13 protein-coding genes are annotated in these 20,814 nt (G+C 43.5%); all 13 read left to right on the top strand.

What is annotated here, in order from left to right; genetic code table 11:
• Positions 1 to 649 precede the first annotated feature (649 nt).
• Positions 650 to 2,926 carry a helix-turn-helix domain-containing protein gene (locus BK127_RS28185; protein ID WP_076235387.1) on the top strand — a complete coding sequence of 759 codons (2,277 nt, stop codon included), beginning with the start codon at positions 650 to 652 and terminating at the stop codon, positions 2,924 to 2,926.
• A 243-nt stretch (positions 2,927 to 3,169) separates the two neighbouring features.
• The gene (locus tag BK127_RS28180; RefSeq protein ID WP_076235385.1) at positions 3,170 to 4,066 is read left to right on the top strand and encodes an ABC transporter permease; all 897 of its coding nucleotides are present in this window, start codon (positions 3,170 to 3,172) and stop codon (positions 4,064 to 4,066) included.
• 61 nt (positions 4,067 to 4,127) lie between these two features.
• A complete protein-coding gene (locus BK127_RS28175; protein ID WP_076235404.1) occupies positions 4,128 to 4,973 on the top strand; it encodes a carbohydrate ABC transporter permease in 846 nt (281 codons plus the stop codon).
• 171 nt (positions 4,974 to 5,144) lie between these two features.
• Positions 5,145 to 6,725, top strand: a complete 1,581-nt coding sequence (locus BK127_RS28170; RefSeq protein ID WP_076235383.1) for a type 2 periplasmic-binding domain-containing protein — start codon at positions 5,145 to 5,147, stop codon at positions 6,723 to 6,725.
• A gap of 58 nt (positions 6,726 to 6,783) precedes the next feature.
• Positions 6,784 to 8,046, top strand: coding sequence for a hypothetical protein (locus BK127_RS28165; RefSeq protein WP_076235382.1), 1,263 nt, complete (start codon positions 6,784 to 6,786; stop codon positions 8,044 to 8,046).
• Positions 8,047 to 8,092: 46 nt separating this feature from the next.
• Positions 8,093 to 9,361 (top strand): sialidase family protein, encoded by a 1,269-nt coding sequence (locus BK127_RS28160; protein ID WP_076235381.1) that lies wholly within the window; start codon positions 8,093 to 8,095, stop codon positions 9,359 to 9,361.
• Positions 9,362 to 9,487: 126 nt separating this feature from the next.
• Complete coding sequence (locus BK127_RS28155) at positions 9,488 to 10,390, top strand: dihydrodipicolinate synthase family protein (RefSeq protein ID WP_076235380.1); 903 nt, start codon at positions 9,488 to 9,490, stop codon at positions 10,388 to 10,390.
• Positions 10,391 to 10,666: 276 nt separating this feature from the next.
• Complete coding sequence (locus BK127_RS28150; RefSeq protein WP_076235379.1) at positions 10,667 to 12,622, top strand: glycosyl hydrolase; 1,956 nt, start codon at positions 10,667 to 10,669, stop codon at positions 12,620 to 12,622.
• Positions 12,623 to 12,694: 72 nt separating this feature from the next.
• Entirely contained in the window at positions 12,695 to 13,657 is a 963-nt protein-coding gene (locus BK127_RS28145) for an ABC transporter permease (protein ID WP_076235378.1), read from the top strand.
• Positions 13,658 to 13,684: 27 nt separating this feature from the next.
• Positions 13,685 to 14,572, top strand: coding sequence for a carbohydrate ABC transporter permease (locus tag BK127_RS28140; protein ID WP_076235377.1), 888 nt, complete (start codon positions 13,685 to 13,687; stop codon positions 14,570 to 14,572).
• 57 nt (positions 14,573 to 14,629) lie between these two features.
• The gene (locus tag BK127_RS28135) at positions 14,630 to 16,243 is read left to right on the top strand and encodes an extracellular solute-binding protein (RefSeq protein ID WP_076235376.1); all 1,614 of its coding nucleotides are present in this window, start codon (positions 14,630 to 14,632) and stop codon (positions 16,241 to 16,243) included.
• A 56-nt stretch (positions 16,244 to 16,299) separates the two neighbouring features.
• A complete protein-coding gene (locus BK127_RS28130; RefSeq protein WP_076235373.1) occupies positions 16,300 to 18,552 on the top strand; it encodes a helix-turn-helix domain-containing protein in 2,253 nt (750 codons plus the stop codon).
• An 18-nt stretch (positions 18,553 to 18,570) separates the two neighbouring features.
• Positions 18,571 to 20,688: a DUF4832 domain-containing protein gene (locus BK127_RS28125; protein ID WP_076235371.1), complete on the top strand. Its 2,118-nt coding sequence runs from the start codon at positions 18,571 to 18,573 to the stop codon at positions 20,686 to 20,688.
• The last annotated feature ends 126 nt before the right edge of the window (positions 20,689 to 20,814 follow it).

The raw sequence follows: 20,814 nt of genomic DNA, 5'->3' as shown, positions 1-20,814 counted from the left end.
GACGTACGGTGGTGTGGAAGGTCGGCTACTCAATTAATGGGTAGCCTCCTATCCGATTAAATTTATCAATACATTGTTTGGTTTGACAGTATTACAAAACCAAAATCGCGGATATCTTTGATCAGTTGCAATTGAAGCTATTGCTTTCAATGAGAGCTACTTTAGATATTTAAAAGAAGGGAGAAACAATTTAATCACTAAATAAAGGCGTTATATGAGAGTTTGGTTACAGAGACCGGCAAATCAACCAGACAGCTGGAACGTTATTTTAGCAAATTATAAAGTGAGCGAAAGTTAAATAGAAAATCATGGAATTGAAGGATTGGTTTCAAGGGCTCATTTAAACAGCCATGTACGAAGTGATGATCTACCTTTACATCTTTGTTATCCCAAGAAGATAGAGATTGTATTTGACACAATATTCGTTCAGTATAAAGAAAAAAACTGTAAAATTAAATGTGATATTGAAGGATATTTCCAAGATTTATTTGACCCTACCTCAAAGTCCTATATTGAAGCAGAATGTAAAGAAGAAGTTGTTGTTGACAATTCTATTTAAATGCTTTTGTCATATAAATCGGTTATAGTAAAGGTAGAAATTTAGAGTCGGTAGAAATGACACAAGGAGGTGGCTCCTATTCTGAAGCAGATGTTGAATCAACTATTGGGTCAGGAAAGTCGAATCAATAAATCCAAGCTTTTTTTTCGATACCTAGTGTCTTATATTATTATCCTTCTGATCCCGTTGTTAATATTTGGTTTGTTGATTTATTATAACTTTTTCAAAGTGCTGGAAACCGAGTTGAATGTAAGTAACAAGAATATGCTATTGCATTTGCAGGAAAACCTGGACAACCGATTGATTGAATTAAATAAAATTGCCTATCAAATTTATAGCAATCCGTTACTGACTGCGTACAATATGAAAATCGAAACCCCGCTTAACGCCAAAGAAGGCATAACCGAGCTTAAAAAATATATTACCGGCAATAATTTCCCCTACGAGGTATTCGTCTATTATCAAGAACTGGATCGGGTATATTCCTCCTCTGTCACCTATTCCATTCCCGAATTTCTACAAAACTTTCACTATTCAGCATGGAGCCGGGAGCAATTTTATCAGGATATGCGTTCCTTAAATAAGCCGAATATGACCAAGCCTGCAGAAATCGTGTCCATATTTCAGCAAGAAGTGCCCATCATAACCTATCTGGTTCCAAGCCCCGGCTTATCGCGAGTCAGCAAAGTAACAGTCTTTTTCATGATTAAGGAAGATACGTTGACCAATATGCTGAAATACAGCAACGGTGATGTCATTTTACTCAACGAGTCCCAACAGGTTATTACTTCGTCCCGCAATTCGGGTTATTCGAAATCGGATAACCTGCAAGCGTTGATTCGGCAGAATCAGGTCTCCGGCTCGGTGCAATGGGATGGGGTGAAGCTGCTCACCACTTTTCTCAAGTCTACCAATACAGGCTGGAAGTACATGATTCTTCTTCCCGAGCAAGAGGCGATGAAGCAGTTAAACGATACGAAATTTCTATTTGTTATGGCCTTCTTTTTTATTTTGCTTACAGCAACTGGCGTGATCGCCTACACGATGAGATTGAATTACAACCCTCTGCGGAATCTTAAAGCTTTTGCAGAGAATAAAACGGGCAGGCTGCTAAGCAATGACAATGAGATTGAGGTGCTTCACTATACGTTTGATCATATTTTTAAGATGAAAGACGAGCTGTACGATAAGGTTCAAAATAATTACTGGCCCGTAAAAGAGTTCTTATTATCGAATGTGCTTCAAGGAAATTTCGCGAATATGGAGGAGTGCAATGAGGAGGGAAAAGAAATAGGGTTTGTGTTTAACCACTCGCTGTGCCACGTGGCCATCTTCCTGTTCGCAGAGCATGCAATCAATGAACAAGCAGACCGCATGAAGCTCATTACACTGCTTGAGCAGCATTTGCCGGAGGGAATAGAGGGCTACGGGAAAACGAGTGAAAAAAATGGAACCCTAATCTTCGTATATGCTCATTCGGAGGTTGAAGATCAAGATGTGATGAAATTGTATTTTTCCAACCTGCATGCTTGGTTGAACGAGACCTACGGTCTGCAGACGACGATTGGTGTAGGTAACAGCTATAGCCAGGTTAGCTGGATCAGTAAATCGTATATTGAGGCGTCAACCGCGGTAGATTATCGCTTGATTAAAGGCCGGAATAATGTTATTTATTTCAGTGATATTAGCCCCGAACACACGCTTCAATATAATTATCCGGTTCAGGAAATGAAGGCTTTGGAAACATCAGTGATAGAAGGCAATATGGACATTATCAATAAATTGCTTGAAAGCCTGTACCAATTGATCAACACAAGCGGGATGCCGCTGTTTGAAGCCAGATGCCTATGCTTTGACATGATCAATACCGTTATCAAATCGATTTGTCTTGTCGACAAGAAGCATTTTCAATTGAAAAAGGACTATCCGGATATTATGTCTCTTGCCGTATTTGAGACGATCGACGAGCTTTGGACCATGGTTCAAACGATCATCACCGAGCTATGCAGCCGGATGAAGGATGGAGAGCAGAGCGATTCACAAGACCTTCATGATCAGCTTATGGCTTATATTCAAAGCCATTATGCAAATAACCAGTTTTCCGTTCAAGCGATGGCCAGCCATTTCGGCATGTCCCAGTCTCATCTGTCTTACTTGTTCAAGTCAATGCGAGACAGCACGATTTCCGATTACATCAACTATTTAAGAATAGAAAAGGCGAAGCAGCTGCTGGTCCAAACAGACGAACCACTCACCACCATCGTATTGCAAATCGGCTATTCCGATGTGTCCAGCTTTGTCCGCAAGTTTAAGAACACCGTGGGTACGACCCCAGGAGCTTTTAGGAAAACGGGTATTGCCAAGTAAAAGGCTTATGCTATCTGCATAGGCTTTTTGTTTACCTTATATTTCGCATATAGACTTGCAATATCGCATATTGCTTTTGTGTTCCTCATTCAGCATATGAATGAAGCTTATTTGCATAAATGGCATATCGCTCGATTATGGCATATTTACGCTTGGAAGTGACTCTGAGAGAATGAGGTCAGATCAAATTAAAGCGCTTACTTAAAGAGAGAGAGCGTACATTCAAGAAAGGGTGACTTTGAATTGGCTTCAAAGATATGGCGGAATTATCAATTGTATTTATTTTTACTGCCCACATTGATTTACTTTTTCATCTTCTCCTATATACCTATGTATGGGGTGACGATTGCCTTTAAGGAGTTTAAGCCGCATCTGGGTATTCTGGGAAGCCCATGGGTGGGCTTTGAGCATTTTGAACGCTTCTTTCGTTCCGATCAATTTTGGTCACTTATTCAAAATACACTGGGACTCAGTATTTACCAATTAGCCGCAGGGTTTCCGCTGCCCATCATTTTGGCTATTTTACTTAATTATGCGAAATTTCATCGATTGAAGAAAACCGTCCAGACGATGACCTATGTGCCACACTTTATATCTACTGTAGTTTTGGTGGGCATGATGTCTGTATTGTTATCACCCCAGCTGGGAATCGTGAATGTTATTATCAAATCACTGGGCAGCGATCCCGTTCTATTCATGGCGGACGAGGATTGGTTCCGCTCGGTGTATGTGTGGTCAGGCGTCTGGCAAAATGCGGGATGGGGAACCATTATTTACTTGGCTGCTTTGGCCGGAATCGATCCTGGGTTGCATGAGGCTGCCATTGTGGACGGAGCGTCGAAGCTGAGACGAATCTGGCATGTGGATTTACCTGGCATTGCTCCTACGATCATGATTTTACTCATCTTGAATATGGGCAGCATTATGGCGGTTGGCTTTGAAAAAACCTTTTTGATGCAAAATGCATTAAATCTCGCGACCTCGGAGGTGATCTCGACTTATGTGTATAAGGTCGGGCTGCTTTCATCGCAATATAGTTTTGCAGCTACCGTAGGCTTATTCAACTCGGTGATCAATTTTATGCTGCTAATTATCGTGAATCGGACGGCCAAGGCATTAGGACAAAGCAGCTTATGGTAAAAGGAAAGGAGTCGGGAAATTGAATACAGTCTTTCAAACACGCGGTGACCGGATATTCGATATGGTTGGAACGGTGCTGTTAATTCTGGTTTTGGTTGTTGTCGCTTATCCCTTATATTTTATTGTCATTGCGTCTGTCAGCAATCCTTCAGCCGTCAGTCTGGGCGAGGTGCTGCTGCTGCCCAAAGGAATTACCATCGATGGCTATTCCCGCATATTTGCCCATCATGACCTGTGGATCGGTTACCGGAACACGCTTGTGTATACGGTTGTGGGAACATTCATCAATGTGGCGATGACGCTGACTGCCGCGTATGCGCTTTCAAGAAAAGATCTGATTGGGCGTAACGTATTTATGGGCTATATTGCATTCACGATGTTTTTCAGTGGAGGCTTGATTCCCACCTACCTGCTCATCAAGTCACTCGGGCTTTATAACAGCTTTTGGGTAATGGTGCTTCCGGGAGCTGTCAGTGTTTGGAATCTGATTATTGCCAGAACCTTTTTTCAAACTACGATTCCAGACGATTTGTGGGAAGCGGGGGTAATGGATGGGTGTACGAACGTGCGTTTTTTTGTCAGTATAGTATTGCCACTGTCCAAAGCGATTTCTGCAGTGCTGATCCTCTTTTATGCAGTGGCGCATTGGAATGAATTTTTTAACGGATTAATTTATTTGAAGGATCGTGCCCGCTATCCGCTGCAGCTTATCATAAGGGATATATTGATCCAAGCGCAGATGAATCAGGATCTGGTGCAGGATGAAAACGCCGAAATTCTCGCTTTGGCATCTAATATGATGAAATATGGGGTCATTATCGTTGCCAGTATTCCTGTACTTATCCTATATCCGTTTATCCAAAAGTATTTCGTGAAGGGCGTCATGATTGGAGCTATCAAGGGTTAAATGAAGTAAACTTGAAGGGGGTGATGGCCAAGAGGCGACAAGAGGCTGCCATACTATGGAAAGTCCAACCTTAAGGGAATTCAGAGCATTAAGGAGTACTCCAACCGTGTGATCTAGTGAATGGAAGTAAAATCTATTTAATGGAAATGAATCTAAAGAGGGGGACTACGAATGAATAAGAGTGTTGCGTTTGTAATAACGGCCAGCTTAGTTTCGGGTCTGGCAATAGGCTGCTCCAATTCTGTAGACAATAAGCAAAGTGAAGGAGAGGCATCTGCCAGCGCGGCCAATGTGAATAAAACGGGACTGCCAATCGTCAAGGAGACCATCACTTTAAATGCGACTACCCGGTCAGGAACCGAAGCAGATTGGAACAAAATGAAGCTTTTTCAGGATCTGGAGAAGCAAACCAATATCAAAATCAATTTTACAAACCTTGGGGGCAATAAAGAAAAATTCAACCTGATGTTTGCCAGTAATGAGCTGCCGGATCTGATCATGAGTGGGGCGACGGATAAACAAATTCTGGATGCGGCTGCTGCCGGTGAAATCCTTCCCTTGAACGATCTTATCGACAAGTACTCTCCGAACTGGAAAAAAGCGCTGGAAACCCAGCCCTATATTAAAAAAATGGCAACGATGAAGGACGGCAAAATTTATAGCCTGCCCTTTATCCGCATGGATGATAATAATTCCGGTATACGCGATCAGTTTCTAATCAATGTGAAATGGCTCAAAGAGCTGGGGCTGAAGCAACCTGTCACTACAGAGGATTTCTATCAGGTGCTTAAAGCATTCAAGGATAATGCAGGAAAAGGCAGTATACCCAAAAACGTAATGCCCTGGTATTACCTGTGGAATCAATATGTGGGCGGTAATTTCGATGTATTTGGATTTTTTGGCGTCCTTGTTCCAGACGATAAATTTATTAGCGTGAGCAAAGGCAAGGTTCAATTCCAGGCGATAAATCCAGCTATTAAAGAGCCTATTAAATATTTAAACCGTTTGTACAAGGAAGGCTTGATCCCGCCTGAATCGTTCACCGACGACATGAATACGTATTTAGCCAAAACCCGTTCCAATCCGCCTGTCATTGGAGTATTTGGCTCTTATTTCAACACGGATTTAACCGAACAAATTTACGATGCGATGATGCCGGTTAAAGGTCCGGGTGTGGAGAAGCCGTTGTTTCGCCAGCAAACGAATACAGTTGTACGCAATTATTTCTCGATCTCCAAGAACAATAAATTCCCTGAAGCCAGTATGAGATGGGCTGATGTGGTTGCAGAGCCGGATTGGACCATTCAAGCAATGTACGGCTCCTATGGAGCTTATCTGGACAAACAGGCGGACAATAAAATTAAACAGATTCCTGAAGCCGACCAAGTTGTCAAAATCAATTTAATACCCGGCAATAACATTCCACTGTTAATGACTCCCGATTTGATGAGTCGTATGGTTTGGAGCGGTGCGCAAGAGCAGCGCGGGAAAAATGTTGAGAAATACAAATCATATGTAGCCCCGTTGGAGGATTTCTACCCGCCCGTTGTGTTTACACCGGAGCAAACAAGCAGGCTGGCTGCACTTTCCACCGATATTATGGGCTATACCAACAAGACGTTGGCTAAATGGGTAGTCGATGGCGGAATCGACCAAGAGTGGGACGCCTATGTCAAGAAAGTCAAGGACATGAATTCGGATGAGCTCGTAAAAATTTATCAGGAAGCCTTAGATCTTTTCAATAAAAATTAATAGCTATGACTGGAATGCACATCCCAATAATCAGCACGTCGCAGAAAGGAAAAGACTAATGCAAAGGTATTCAATAGCTGATGCTCCTACGATTGTTTTTGAATCTCCGAACCCTGCAGAGATTTATTGCTACAGTCCTGGAATTGCGAGACTTCATAATGGCCGCTTGATAGCGACGCTGGATCTTGGAGGTAAAGGGGTCACCAAAATGGAAGGCCCCAAGGGCATTCGCTATGGTGAGCCTACGATGGGGAAGGCGTTCATTCGCAATGAGAGCACAGAAGAATGGGAGCATGTGCTTGACTTCCCTTTTATGCATGCCCGGCCTTTCACAGCGGGAAGGGCTACATATATTCTGGGATTGACCGGTGATTTGACCATCGTGCGTTCGGATGATGATGGAATGACCTGGTCAAGCCCGGTAACACTGACCGAAGGCGAGCAATGGACGCAAGCTCCTTGCAATGTACATTATGCCGGCAATTATGTTTATCTGGTCATGAACAAAAGACCGTATCATGATGTGACATCATTTCCACCGTTTTGTGTGGAGGCACCTGTTTTAATGCGTGGGCACGTCAATGCGGACCTGACATTAAGGGAGAACTGGATCTTCGCCTCGGAATTGGTGTTTCGGGACATCGTTTCGATAGATGAGCTGGATTATTTTGGTATTCCCTTTTACCAAACACATGAGGGAGAAAGTGTGGAAGCTGCACCAGGAAGGAAATGTGTCCCGATTGGCTGGCTGGAAACGAACATCGTCCAATTTCAGGATCCGAATCATTATTGGTATGATCCCAGCGGCCGAACGTTTCATTTGTGGAGCCGGGCGCATACGGGAGGAACGGGGTATGCGGCGATTGCCAAGGTTGTGGAGCATGAAGATGGAAGAATGACGACGATGCTCGAAACGGTACCTTCTGGCAAGAACATATTGTATGTGCCTTGTCCGGGGGGACAGATGAAATTTCACATTGTATATGATGACTTGTCTTCGCTGTTTTGGTTACTGAGCACGCAGGCAACCGACAGTATGACCCGTGCCGAGCTGCTGCCGAAGGATCGTTATGGATTGCCGAATAATGAGCGGCAGCGGCTGCAGCTCCATTTCTCCAAAAATTGCATCGATTGGTGCTTTGCAGGGATTGTGGATATGGTGTCTGAGGTTAAACAATCGCGGCACTACGCAAGTATGATGATCGATGGCGAGGATCTGCATGTACTCAGCCGCTCCGGGGATAAGCATGCCAAGCATGCACATGATGGCAACTTAATCACATTCCACACAGTGAGAAATTTCCGGGAGCTCATTTATTAACTTATGGCAACAAATCTTATGGGAATGATTAAGGAGACATGGATACATGGTGAAGAGGGTTGCACAAACGCTGGCAGAAAAGTGGGTTACGGTTTACCAGTCACCTGACCCGTCATCCATAGCATGCTATAGTCCGGGTATTGCTCGATTACCTGGAGGGCGGCTGCTGGCCACAATCGATATTACGGGCATTGGTTTAGAGCAGCTGGGTGGAAGCAAGGGCATCCGAAATGGCAAGGAGATACAAGGGAAGCTCCTGATCTCCGATGATGGAGGGCAAACGTGGCAGCAGCAGCTCGATTTCCCGTTTATGCATGCCCGTCCCTTTACCTGTGGCTCCAATGTCTATATTCTTGGCCATTGCCAAGATTTGATGATCATCCAGTCAGGCGATGGGGGCAATACCTGGTCGGAGCCGATAAAGCTGACAATAGGAGAACAATGGCATCAAGCTCCCTGCAATGTTCATTATGCAAATGGGTGCGTGTATATCGTCATGGAAAGGTTTGCAGCTTCCGATGTGTCTGGTTGGCCCGTCAGCGTCATCGCTCCCGTAACCATGCGAGGCAGGATGGATGCGGATCTGACAATAAGGGAAAACTGGACATTTGCCTCGGAGCTTGTGTTCCGGGATGCAGTTGCGGTGAGCGAGCTGGATTATTTTGGGGTTCCTTTTTTCCCTACACTGCCGAAGGAAACCATGGAGGTTGCACAAGGAAGGCATTGCGCGCCAATCGGCTGGCTGGAAACGAACCTTGTACAGTTTCAGGATCCGAACCATTATTGGCATGACCCCAGCGGTCATACGTTTCATTTGTGGAGCCGGGCGCATACGGGAGGAACGGGTTATGCAGCGATAGCCAAGGTCGTGGAGCATGAAGATGGAAGTATGACGACGATGCTCGAAACGGTGCCCTCAGGCAAAACAATCTTGTATGTGCCTTGTCCGGGGGGGCAGATGAAATTTCATATTGTATATGATGACGTGTCTCAAATGTTTTGGCTAATGAGCACACAGGCAACCGACAGTATGACTCGTGCCGAGCTGCTACCGAAGGATCGCTATGGACTGCCGAATAATGAGCGGCAGCGACTGCAGCTGCATTTCTCCAGAAATTGCATCGATTGGTGCTTCGCAGGCATGGTAGCCATGGTAGCGGACAATAAACAATCGCGGCATTATGCGAGTATGGTGATCGATGGAGAAAATTTGCACGTACTCAGCCGCTCCGGGGATGAGCACGCCAAAAATGCACATGATGGAAATTTGATTACGCTTCATACCGTGAGCAATTTCAGGGGCTTGATCTATTAGTGAAGGCACGAATCGAATGAGAACCAAGTCCTATGAGGTTACTGTAAGAAAATTCGATATCACCAAAGAGAATGAGCGGATTGTCGTTACGATATAAAAATACGAATATGGAAGAAGGAAACGCTCTTGATTCAGAATCATCCATCAGCAGCTTCATTTAAAGGCGTGTTTTCACTGCTGCTCACCCCATTTACAGCTAATGGCGCCATCGACTGGAACACGTATGACAAGTATGTGGATTGGCAGCTTTCAAAGCAGCCAGATGGTTTATTTGCCGTCTGTGGAAGTAGCGAGATGAAGTGGCTGAGCTTCGAGGAAAGGCTGGAGCTGGCAAAGCGTGCCGCACAACGCTCCGGCAAGATTCCTGTCATTGCTACGGCCAATCTGAATCCGGATATAAGTAAGCATGCCTCCGAAATTGCCGAGATGTCGGAGACCGGAATTTCCGGAATTGTGCTTACGCCACCGAGTGGCATGGGCGAAGATCAAAGCAAGCTGGGCGATTATTTCGCCAGCCTGCTGGAAGGCTGCCAATTGCCTGTAATTGTATACGAGTGGCCTCATGTTACTCCTTATTTGATCGATCCCCAAGTATTTGGGAAGCTGGCTGATCTGGGCCTTACAGGCATCAAGGATACAACTTGTACGCTGGAGGGCATTCAATCCAAAATACAAATGGCTTCCCAATCGGTGGTTTACCAAGCGAATACCCCGTTCATGCTTGATGCGATTCGAATGGGTGCCCAAGGCATTATGGCGATCACAACAGCATCAGCGGCAGGGCTGGTCGTGGATTTTTGGCAGAAGGCAACGCACAATCACCCGGACGCTGAGGTACTTCATCAGCATCTTGTTTATTTGGATGCCATTCTGCGGCTAGGCTACCCGGCGACGGCGAAGCATTTGGCAGTCTGCCAGGGAATTCCGTTTGACCTTTATACAAGATGGCCGGTAACGTTAAAAAACGAAGCACTCAAGGCCATCGAAATATGGTACAACTATGCCAAAAGGCTGGAGCTGCTGTATTAGAATTAAGGGTCATGCGAACAGGGTGAATATCGGGTAAAACCGTATGCTCATCCTGTTTTTAAATTAGTTTAAGAATCGCATATTGGTGTTAATTTTCGAGTATTTACATGGCACCATGTACTCACTAGAATGAAGCATGCAACACGGCAAAATAAATGGAAAAGTGAGGAGGGGATGCAAATTTACTTTGTAAATTGAAGGCAATTTCAAGAGGTATTGTAATAGGCTACAGAGATGCTCTTAAGATTTAGCTTAAAAAAGGGAGTGATAGTATTTATGTTCCATTTTGCACGTGTCAAGTCTAGTGTAATTACCATGATGATACTGGTTTTACTGATGGGTTTGCTGCCAGTCCAGGAGGTTCATGCTGCTTCAGTTAACCCGAATGCCAGTCAGAAAGTAAATGATGTATTGAATTACCTTGAGACGCTGAAGAACCAGAACCAAATATTAGCTGGACAGCATTTGCATGAAGGTCGGACCGATCTGTATGCGCCTATCAGTGAGTATCAGCATACGTACGACGTGACCGGCCGCTACCCGGCGCTTCTTGGCTTGGATATGGATTTTGGTGTGCATGGGTCGGTGTTCTCCAGTATGGATGAAAACCGGTCGAAGAAAGTTGAGCAAGCCACCCAGCATGCTGCGCATGGTGGACTTGTCACCTTTACATGGCACGAGACCAGTCCCCAAGCAATCGATGACAGTGGCTGGAATGCAGTTAACCAAGCCATGACAGCAACCGATTTCCATAATCTTGTTACGCCAGGCACGCCCTTGTACAACAAATGGTTGGCTCACATCGATTTGATTGCTTCTTACCTGAAGGAATTGCAGGATAACGGTGTAGTTGTGCTATGGAGACCCTACCATGAAATGAACGGTAGCTGGTTCTGGTGGGGTAACAAAGGAACGGAATTCAAGCAGCTATGGATCAACATGTACAACAGATTTACGAATCATCATCATCTGAATAACCTGATCTGGGTTTGGTCGCCGAACACGGGAGACATGAACAGCGTGTACACCAATTATTATCCAGGTGATGCATACGTGGATTTGGGCGGAGTGGATTTATATACCAACAATCGAACCGATGCCGCTTGGACTTCCGTCAATAACACCTTCAAGACCAAGCTAGGCTCGAAGAATTTCGGCTTAACGGAAGTAGGGCTATTGCCGACGCCGGAAAAGCTAATCAACGATACCGACTATGTGTGGTATATGTTATGGCATACAGGCTGGATGGACAATAACTTCTATGGGGCACCAACTGGTAACGGACCGGGAAGCAATCCGCAGATTCTGATGGATTTCTATAATTCCCCCAATACGATTACTAGAGATGAATTATCTTTATCGACGACAATTATCGATCCGCTCGACAATTGGAATAAAACCTACAGCCATAGCTCGGGTCTCTCCTTCGACGTTACGAATACGCAATACATTGGCAATGATTCTTCCCGGGCCTATCGGATGCCAACGGCTCCAGCCCATGCCGAGATCGTCTGGAAGTACAAAGGCATCTCCAGCTTTCAGGCTACAGGCTATCATTGGCCCTATGAGTCGATATCGCATTACAGCTTCTTTACATCATCCGATGGAAGCACCTGGACACCGGCAACACCGGTGATTACCCAAAACTCAGTTGGCTCGGGCGGGAATTGGTCCAAGTATACTTACGCTCTTAGCGGCTTGTCGAATGCCAATTATGTAAAAATACAATGGAACTATACGAGCGGAATGCACTGGAATCCCAATCTCGGCGAAGTCAAGCTTGAGCATACAGGATCATTTGAAACCACTTCTGTAGATCCACTCAATGATTGGACCAAGACCTATTCCCATACCCCTAACACTAACTTTAACACGACTAATAGCACTTATATTGGTTACGACCCTTCGCGAGCCTCTAGGACGCTGGCAACGAACGAGGAGATGATATGGAACTACAATCAAATTCAAAGCTTTCATGCCACAACTTACTTCTATCACGAAGAAGCGATATCGCATTTCAGCTTCTTTACGTCACCAGACGGAAGCACTTGGACACCGATTACTCCTACCATTCACCAGAATACGGCGGTTTCCAGTGCTGCGTGGACGAATATGTCTTACACACTGCAGAATCTTAGCAACGTAAATTACGTCAAGGTTAAGTGGAATAAAACATCCGGTTATGCCTGGAGCCCTCAGGTCGGTCAAGTGGCAGTAACGCATCTCAATTAAAGTCGAGCAAGATAAGAATCGCATATGGGTATTAATTATCGAGCATTTACTTCCAGCTAAGGAGTCACTACTATGAAGAATGCAAACGCTATCAGAACATCGAAAGGAGGGTTACAGATCACTGTAATAGGCAAAAAAAAGGCGCTCAAGGTCATACAGAATTATCAATTGTACTTATTGTTTTTACCTACGTTCTTATTTTTTATTATTTTTCATTATGGTCCGATGTATGGCTTGCAAATTGCTTTCAAGGATTTTAATTTTGCGAAAGGCATTACGGGCAGTCCATGGATTGGGTTTGAACACTTCGAACGTTTTTTTCGCTCTCGACAGTTTTGGACATTAATAAAGAATACACTGGGCTTAAGCCTATATAACTTGCTTGTCGGATTCCCGGTACCGATTATTTTGGCACTATCATTGAATCAAATTACAAGGAATCGGTTTAGGCGCTTCGCTCAAACGATTACCTATGCACCACACTTTATCTCGACTGTTGTCTTGGTTGGGATGATGTCTGTTTTTTTGTCCCCTTCCACTGGACTAATCAACCACTTGATTACGTTTCTGGGCGGAGATCCGATATATTTCTTCGGAGAAGCAGGCTGGTTTCAAACCCTTCATGTTTTCTCAGGTGTTTGGCAGCATGCTGGATGGGGAGCGATTATTTATTTGGCAGTTCTTGCAGGAGTCGATCCTGGTCTTCATGAAGCAGCAATTGTGGATGGAGCCAATAAATTTCAACGGATCCGGCACATTGACTTCCCGAGCATAATTCCAACGGCGGTTATCCTCTTGATCTTGAATTTCGGAACCTTGCTGACAGTTGGTTTCGAGAAAACCTTTTTGATCCAGACGCCATTGAATATCGCTTCATCTGAGGTAATTGCAACCTATGTCTACAAAACCGGCCTATTGGGATCACAATTTAGTTATTCAGCGGCAATTGGACTCTTTGATTCTGTGATTAACTTGATCCTATTAATTGCCGTGAACCGACTGGCCAGAAAATTTACGGAATCAAGCCTGTGGTAATTAGTCATCGTAAAGGGAGGTTAAGTTTTGATTAAAGTAAGGAGCCGTGAAGACCGTTTATTCGATGCTCTCAATTATTCGTTGGTGCTCCTGTTATGTGCCATTGTTATTTATCCGCTTTATTTTATCATCGTTGCATCCTTCAGTGATCCTTATGAGGTCAACACAGGGCAAATGTGGTTGTTTCCAACAGAAATATCGTTCGAGGGGTATAAAAGAATATTTCAAAATGACACACTTTGGTTGGGCTACAGAAATTCTTTGATTTATATGGTAATTGGCACATGTATCAATGTTGTTTTAACGATTACTGGAGCTTATCCGCTATCTAGAAAAGACTTTTATGGGCGGGGCTTCTTTATGGTGATGATCGTTTTTACCATGTTCTTCAGCGGGGGGTTAATTCCAACCTATCTATTGGTAAAGGATTTCGGCATGGTTAACACCCTATGGGCATTAATTATCCCTAATGCAATTGTCGTATGGAATTTGATTGTCGCCAGAACGTTCTTCACGCAATCCATCCCTGAGGAGGTTAGAGAAGCTGCCTTTATCGATGGATGCTCGAATATTCGATTTTTTATGACGATCGTTGTGCCTCTATCGAAGGCGATTATTGCAGTCATGGTTCTCTTCTATGCGGTAAGCCATTGGAATTCTTTCTTCTCTGCCTTAATTTATTTGCGGGATGAGAATAAATACCCGCTGCAACTGGTCTTGAGGCATATATTAATCCAAAATCAGGTGCAAGAAAACTTTGATATGGGAGATCTCGACTCGACAGTCATGCTGCAGCTTGCCGAGCAGATCAAATACGGAGCGATTATTTTGGCAAGTATTCCAGTGCTCATCTTGTATCCGTTTTTACAGAAATATTTTGTTAAAGGCATCATGATTGGATCTTTAAAAGGATGAATGCAAGGTTCAACTTTTTTAGATATAGTTAATCTTATAAAGGGAGTGTTTACGTTTATGAGAAGACATGTTAGTACACAGGTGCTAATTGCTTTATCGATGGTTTCCTTATTGGCGGCGTGTACAAATGATAAGGAGCCTGCTGCTGTTGAGAGCACAAAAAAGGTCGAGAAATTTAATGTATCAGGACTTCCTATTGTAAATGAAAAGATTTCTTTAACCGCTTCTATTCTAAAAGCAGCCCATCATGGCGATTTTAATGATATGGAGATGGTGAAGAGGCTTGAGAAGCTGACGAATGTCCATATTAAATGGGATCAAATCCCCTCAGAAAGCATTAAGGAAAGAAATAATTTGATGTTTGCCAGCCATGAGCTACCGGATATCTTCTTTGCTGGATTGAACTCTATCGAGGTTGTGCAGTATGGTTCGCAAGGTCTACTAGTTCCGCTTAATGATTTAATAGATAAGTATGCGCCTAATATTAAGAAATTTTTGAATGAAAACCCGAATGTGAAGAAAGCGGCAACAACACCGGATGGGAAGATATATGCACTGCCTTGGGTGTATAACCAGCCGTATTTTGAATATCGGAACAGCTTTTTTTTGAACCAGGAATGGTTGAAGAAATTGAATTTGAAAGCGCCAACAACAACAGAAGAGCTGTATACCGTATTGAAAGCCTTCAAGGAGAAGGATCCCAATGGAAATGGAAAAGCGGATGAAATTCCGTTAGGCATGATTTATTCCAACTTGAACAATAGCCACCATGTACTGTACGGCGCGTTTGGTGTTTTGGAGCCAACTGGAAGCAAGCTTGCTGTAGTTGATGGGAAGGTACGCTACGAGCCTGTTCAGCCAGCCTATAAGGAAGCCATTACATATTTCCATAGATTGTATCAAGAGGGCTTGATTGATCTGGAAGCATTCACCCAGGATCAGAAGAAATACAATGCGAAGATTGCCAATAAGGATGTCGCGCTATACGGTTCATTTACAAGCTTCAACGGTGGTGAAACAGGATCTAATGAAAGGCTCGCGCAATACGTCCCCATTGAACCTGTGGCAGGTCCTAGTGGAGATCGTTTCTGGCGTAGACAAGATAATCGTATGCAATTAAACTACTTCTCGATTTCATCCAGCAATAAGCATCCCGAAATTAGCATGCGCCTGGCGGATGCCATGAATGAAGGCGAGCTCAAATATGAATTGCATCGGGGACCTTTCGGAACTCATTTAACAAAATCAGCTGACGGTAAAATTACTGAGGTTGCTCCACCTGCCAGTGAATCACAAGCTGTATTTAAAGGGAAAGTAGCGCCTCTAAATTTCATTCCCTTACTGTTCAGCAGCAAGGAAGCCTTAAATGTCGTCGAAAGCGCTGCCAACGATGCTAGAAATGTCGCTTATGAAACGATTTATAAGGACAATATCGTACCTGAGAAAAACACGTATCCTTCAACGGTTTACTCGACCTTGGAGGAAGCTGACAAACTGAAGGTATTGGATCTGGACATTGATTCCTATGTTTCCGAGATGGAAGTGAAGTGGATCGTTCGCGGCGGCATTGATGAAGAGTGGGACAATTATATCAAAGAAATTAACAGTATGGGACTAAAGGATAAGCTGAAGATTCATCAAGGCATCTATGACCGTTATATGAAGAATTGATTTGAAGGCTAGAAGATGTCTATGATGAGATTGAATGTGAGCGAGGAGAAGTGCGTATGAAGTTCTTAAATAAATGTTCACTGCACTACAAGTATTTCATTTCATACACCATCATTCTTAGCATACCTTTGATCCTCATAGGTGGATTCATTTATCAGTATTTTATAGAGACAGTCCGTTCGGAAGTCATAAAGAACAACAAGCAAGTGCTGTCGCAAGTGCAATATAATCTGGATGTGAAAATGGATGAATTGGAAAAAATAGCTTTTCAAATTTCGTTGAATAATCAACTAACTCCGTATCGTGTTACAAGAGACGGTTATTGGGGAAGGCAGGCTCTGCAGGAATTAAACAAATACAAAACAGGTAATAGCTTCATCTATGATCTTGTACTTTATTATGATAAACAACCTTTTCTATTCTCATCCTATAGTACGTATCAGGTAGAAGAATTTATGGATGGATTATTTGGTTATACTTCATGGAACCGAGACCAATTCAGGCAGGATATCCTCCATAACTCCTTGTCTAAAGTGTACGCGCCACAACATATTAAACCATTGGGTGATAATCCGTTTATTACGTACATGGTCCCCATTCCTAAATCAGCGACCAATTATGGAGTGGTCATGTTTTTCATTAAAGAGAGTTCTATTCAGCTTCTCATCCAAAATATTTTAGAGGATGATGGCAAAGCTACATTTATCTTAGATAGAGAAGGGAAACTCATTAATACGACTGAATCTAGCAGCGTATCCCAAATGGCAGTGATTGCTCCCTATCTCCAATCCAAAGCGGATCAGGGCACCATGAAGCTTCAAATAAAGGATGTTGATTTTCTAGTTTCCTATACCAGGTCACCAAGAAACGGATGGACGTATGTGACGCTAGTAGAAGAGGATAAGATCATGACACGTGTTGTCTATATCAAGAAAATTGCTCTTATAAGCTTAGCGGCAACCTTCCTATTGGGGCTTTGCCTGAGCTATTTGTTTATGAAGTTGAACTATAGCCCGATTCGCAAGCTTAGACAATTCATTGAAAGTGAAACCGGAGAGTCTCTACAGCAACATGTTAATGAATTTGAAGCCTTTCATCGTGTTGTTCACCAGATGTCCAATAAGAACCGATCTATGCAGAGCCAAATTATTTTCAGCAGGCCTGTTTTGAGAAATTTTTACTTGCATGAGTTATTAAGAGGGAATATTGAAGAACTGTCCAAGCTGAATTGGATGGTCAATGAAACAGGAATCTATTTTTATTACGACTGGTTCAGGTCTGTCATTCTACAGCTGGACACATCAGAAGAATCGATCAATGAAATACTGCCCCAAATTGCCCGTAAACTGGAAGAAGAGCTGGACCAGGAGAATGTAGGTTATGCACTGGATACATGGGAAAACAATAAAATCGTGTTTATTATCGCTTCTGAAAGTGATAGTCCGATCGCTTTCCTGAAACAAATGGAGAAATTGCAGATGGCTCTAAGAATAGAATGGGGGGTTCATGCGACCATAGGTGTAGGCAATGCTTATGCGAAAACATCCGAAATCGGAAAATCGTATATTGAAGCCAATACCGCTTTGGATTATCGCTTAATACGTGGTAAACGGTCCATCATTTTCATCCATGAGGTGGTAGAAGGTGACAGAGCCTTACAGATGGTGAATGAGATGGAGAATATACGGCTGTATATTCATCGTGGTGAGATCGAGCAGCTATCCAACTATTTGTCCGAATTGATTCGCGAAATCAAAGCGAAAAATGTGTCGTTATTTGTCGTAAGGAACATCTGCTATGATCTCATCCATCTTATTGTGACGACGTTGAACGAGCTGCAGCAAAATGATCAATATGAAGCAATAGGCTACCCGGATGTCATCACTTTATTGGATTATGAAACCATTGATGAATTATCCGATATGATTACGGGTATTAGTATTCTCATCTGCCGCCATATCGAGGAGAGTAAAAACCGTTCCTCTGTCCAATGGAAGAACGAGTTAGTGACTTATGTGGATGAGCAATTCACGAACCCTCAGTTTTCCCTTCAATTGATGGCGGAACAGTTCTCGGTCACGCCACCTTATTTAAGTCGTATTTTCAAAGAAGAAACAGGCAAAACATTAACCCAATATGTCAATGGGCTACGCATCGAAAAGGTCAAGAAGATGCTTGCTGATGGAGAAGATAATATGCAGGAGCTTGTGGAGAAGGTTGGCTATACCAATGTCTCAAGCTTTATAAGGAAATTCAAGGAGAGTGAAGGCATTACGCCAGGCGATTATCGGAAAATCTATACGAAGTAAATAAGGAGGAGTAAATCCATGTTTTTATTAGAAAAAAGAGTGTTAATTAGAGTTTTGATCTTTTGTATGCTGTTGTCTTTAACACCGTTCATCGGGGTATTAAACCATGCTTCAGCGGCGACGACCCTGTACGTTTCTCCGCAAGGGAACAATGATTATCTAATAAACCCAGGGAAAGGATGGATTGTGTATAGCAATTTTGCTAATGCAAATTCTGCGGTCTGGGAAAAGGCCTCAGTGGGTTATGCTCGCTTTAATTGGAAGGATATTCACATAGGAGACAATTCTTTTAATTGGACACCGATCGATAACATGTACACTGCTGCTGTAACTAAAGGTAAAAAGTTTGCATTTGGGGTTATGCCTGTTCAGGTGAACTCGTCATCAAGCTACACATCCATGCCTCAATGGGTTATTGATGCTGGCGCACAGTATTATTATGCATCAGATGCACCGAGCACCAAAGTGCCTGTATGGAATGATCCCGTATTTATTAGCAAAATGGGACAATTTATTACTGCACTTAAGGATCGTTATAATGGTGATCCCAATATTGAATTTATCGATGCCAGAACCTTTGGAAACTGGGGCGAGTGGCATTTAGGTGGGCTTGGGGGAACAGACCCAGGTGATGCGGTTAAGAGACAGTACATCGATCAGTGGTCTGGCTTTGATCAAACCCATATTATCGTACCGATATCTGGTGGAACGGGTATGTATGCTGGAGGGTATGGCTATTATGCTCGAGACACCTATGGGTTCGGCGCAAGAGAGGATTCTTCGGATTACTCTCCACGATGGCAAAAAGCTTTGTCATTTTTAAATATCGGTCCAGCAGTAGGAGAATGGTCTTTTCCATATGAAAAATTAAAGCTTGGCCAGGGATGGACAGGTGAGATCTGGTATGACGGTATGGTTCCGGGCCAAATTAATGGTTCCAAATACAGCTATCAGCCATTAGGTGAGTGGAATGGAACGGACGCCAATACCTTTTTATCTGAAAAAGGAAATCTGGTTGATGAGTGGCAGAACAAGATGGGCTATTGGTTTAAAATGACAGAGGCGGCTTATCCCAGTGATCTTGGCAACGGCACTACCGGAAGCCTAACCTTCAAGATGCGGAATGACGGAGTCGCACCCCTATACATGAAAGGAAATACGGCAGTTGTAAAGCTGGCCTTGTTGGACAGCAGCAATAATGTACTTGCCACCAGCACCTTGTCCGGTGTGAATCCTTTTGACTGGAAGCCTGGACAGACCGTGACGAATTCAACCTATTTTTCATTCACATACAACGCTAATGCAACTAAGCTGGCGCTAGGTGTATTCTCCAAAGCCTCTATGCCAGAGCCGGATATAAAACTGGGTATTAACAATGGAACATCAAGTAATTGGTATGTACTGTCCGAAATGCCTTCAATACCAGCACCAACTCCCGTTGTACCGGCAGCAGGGCAGGTATTATGGCTGAAGGCAGATTCCATAACGGGCTTGAATAGCGGTGACAATGTGTCTACCTTCGCTGACAGCTCTGGAAGCTCAAACCATGCTGTTCAGAATACCTCGACAAAACGGCCTAAATATTATGCAAATGTTGTTAATGGAAAAGCAGTGTTACGCTTTGATGGCATTGATGATTACATGAGTATGGGGAGTCCTGCATCTTTGAACTTACAGAATAATACGACGATATTTACGGTTGCAAAAAGTCAAGGAACTTCTATTAAAGGCATATATGGCAGAGGAGAAGCGCTGAGAATATCAAGCTCAGACACCGTACCCAGGTTTTTGGTAAGGAATACAAGCCACACGACCAAGACGGTATCGGGAACTGTGTATAGTGGCACATGGAATGCTCTTGGCGGTACCTATAGCAATTCGGATGGGAATCTGAATTTTTATAAGAATGGGGCATGGGTAGGAACCGATTATTTGGGAGGGCAGATCAGGAATGTTTCGCCGGATGATCAACCCAACACGATTGGAGCCTATATGGCTTGGCATACGGGTGATCAAAAGTATATCGATTACTTTTTCCAGGGAGATATTGCAGAGGTAATTATCTATAACCGTGTATTGACAGTGAACGAAAGGCAAGATGTTTTTTCTTATTTGTCCAATAAATACGGATTATAATACTCCTAAAGTTGTGGGATGCTTGTTATAGTCGAGGCTAAGACTCCATGAGAGCTATACTTCTCATGATCAGTATTAGTAGTGAGGGATAGTTCACGCTCCCTGTGCGATTGCAGCAGCGAATGC

This window comes from Paenibacillus sp. FSL H7-0331 (assembly GCF_001956045.1).
Note: the sequence above shows the minus strand (reverse complement) of the source record. Positions and strands in the feature narration are given on the sequence as shown.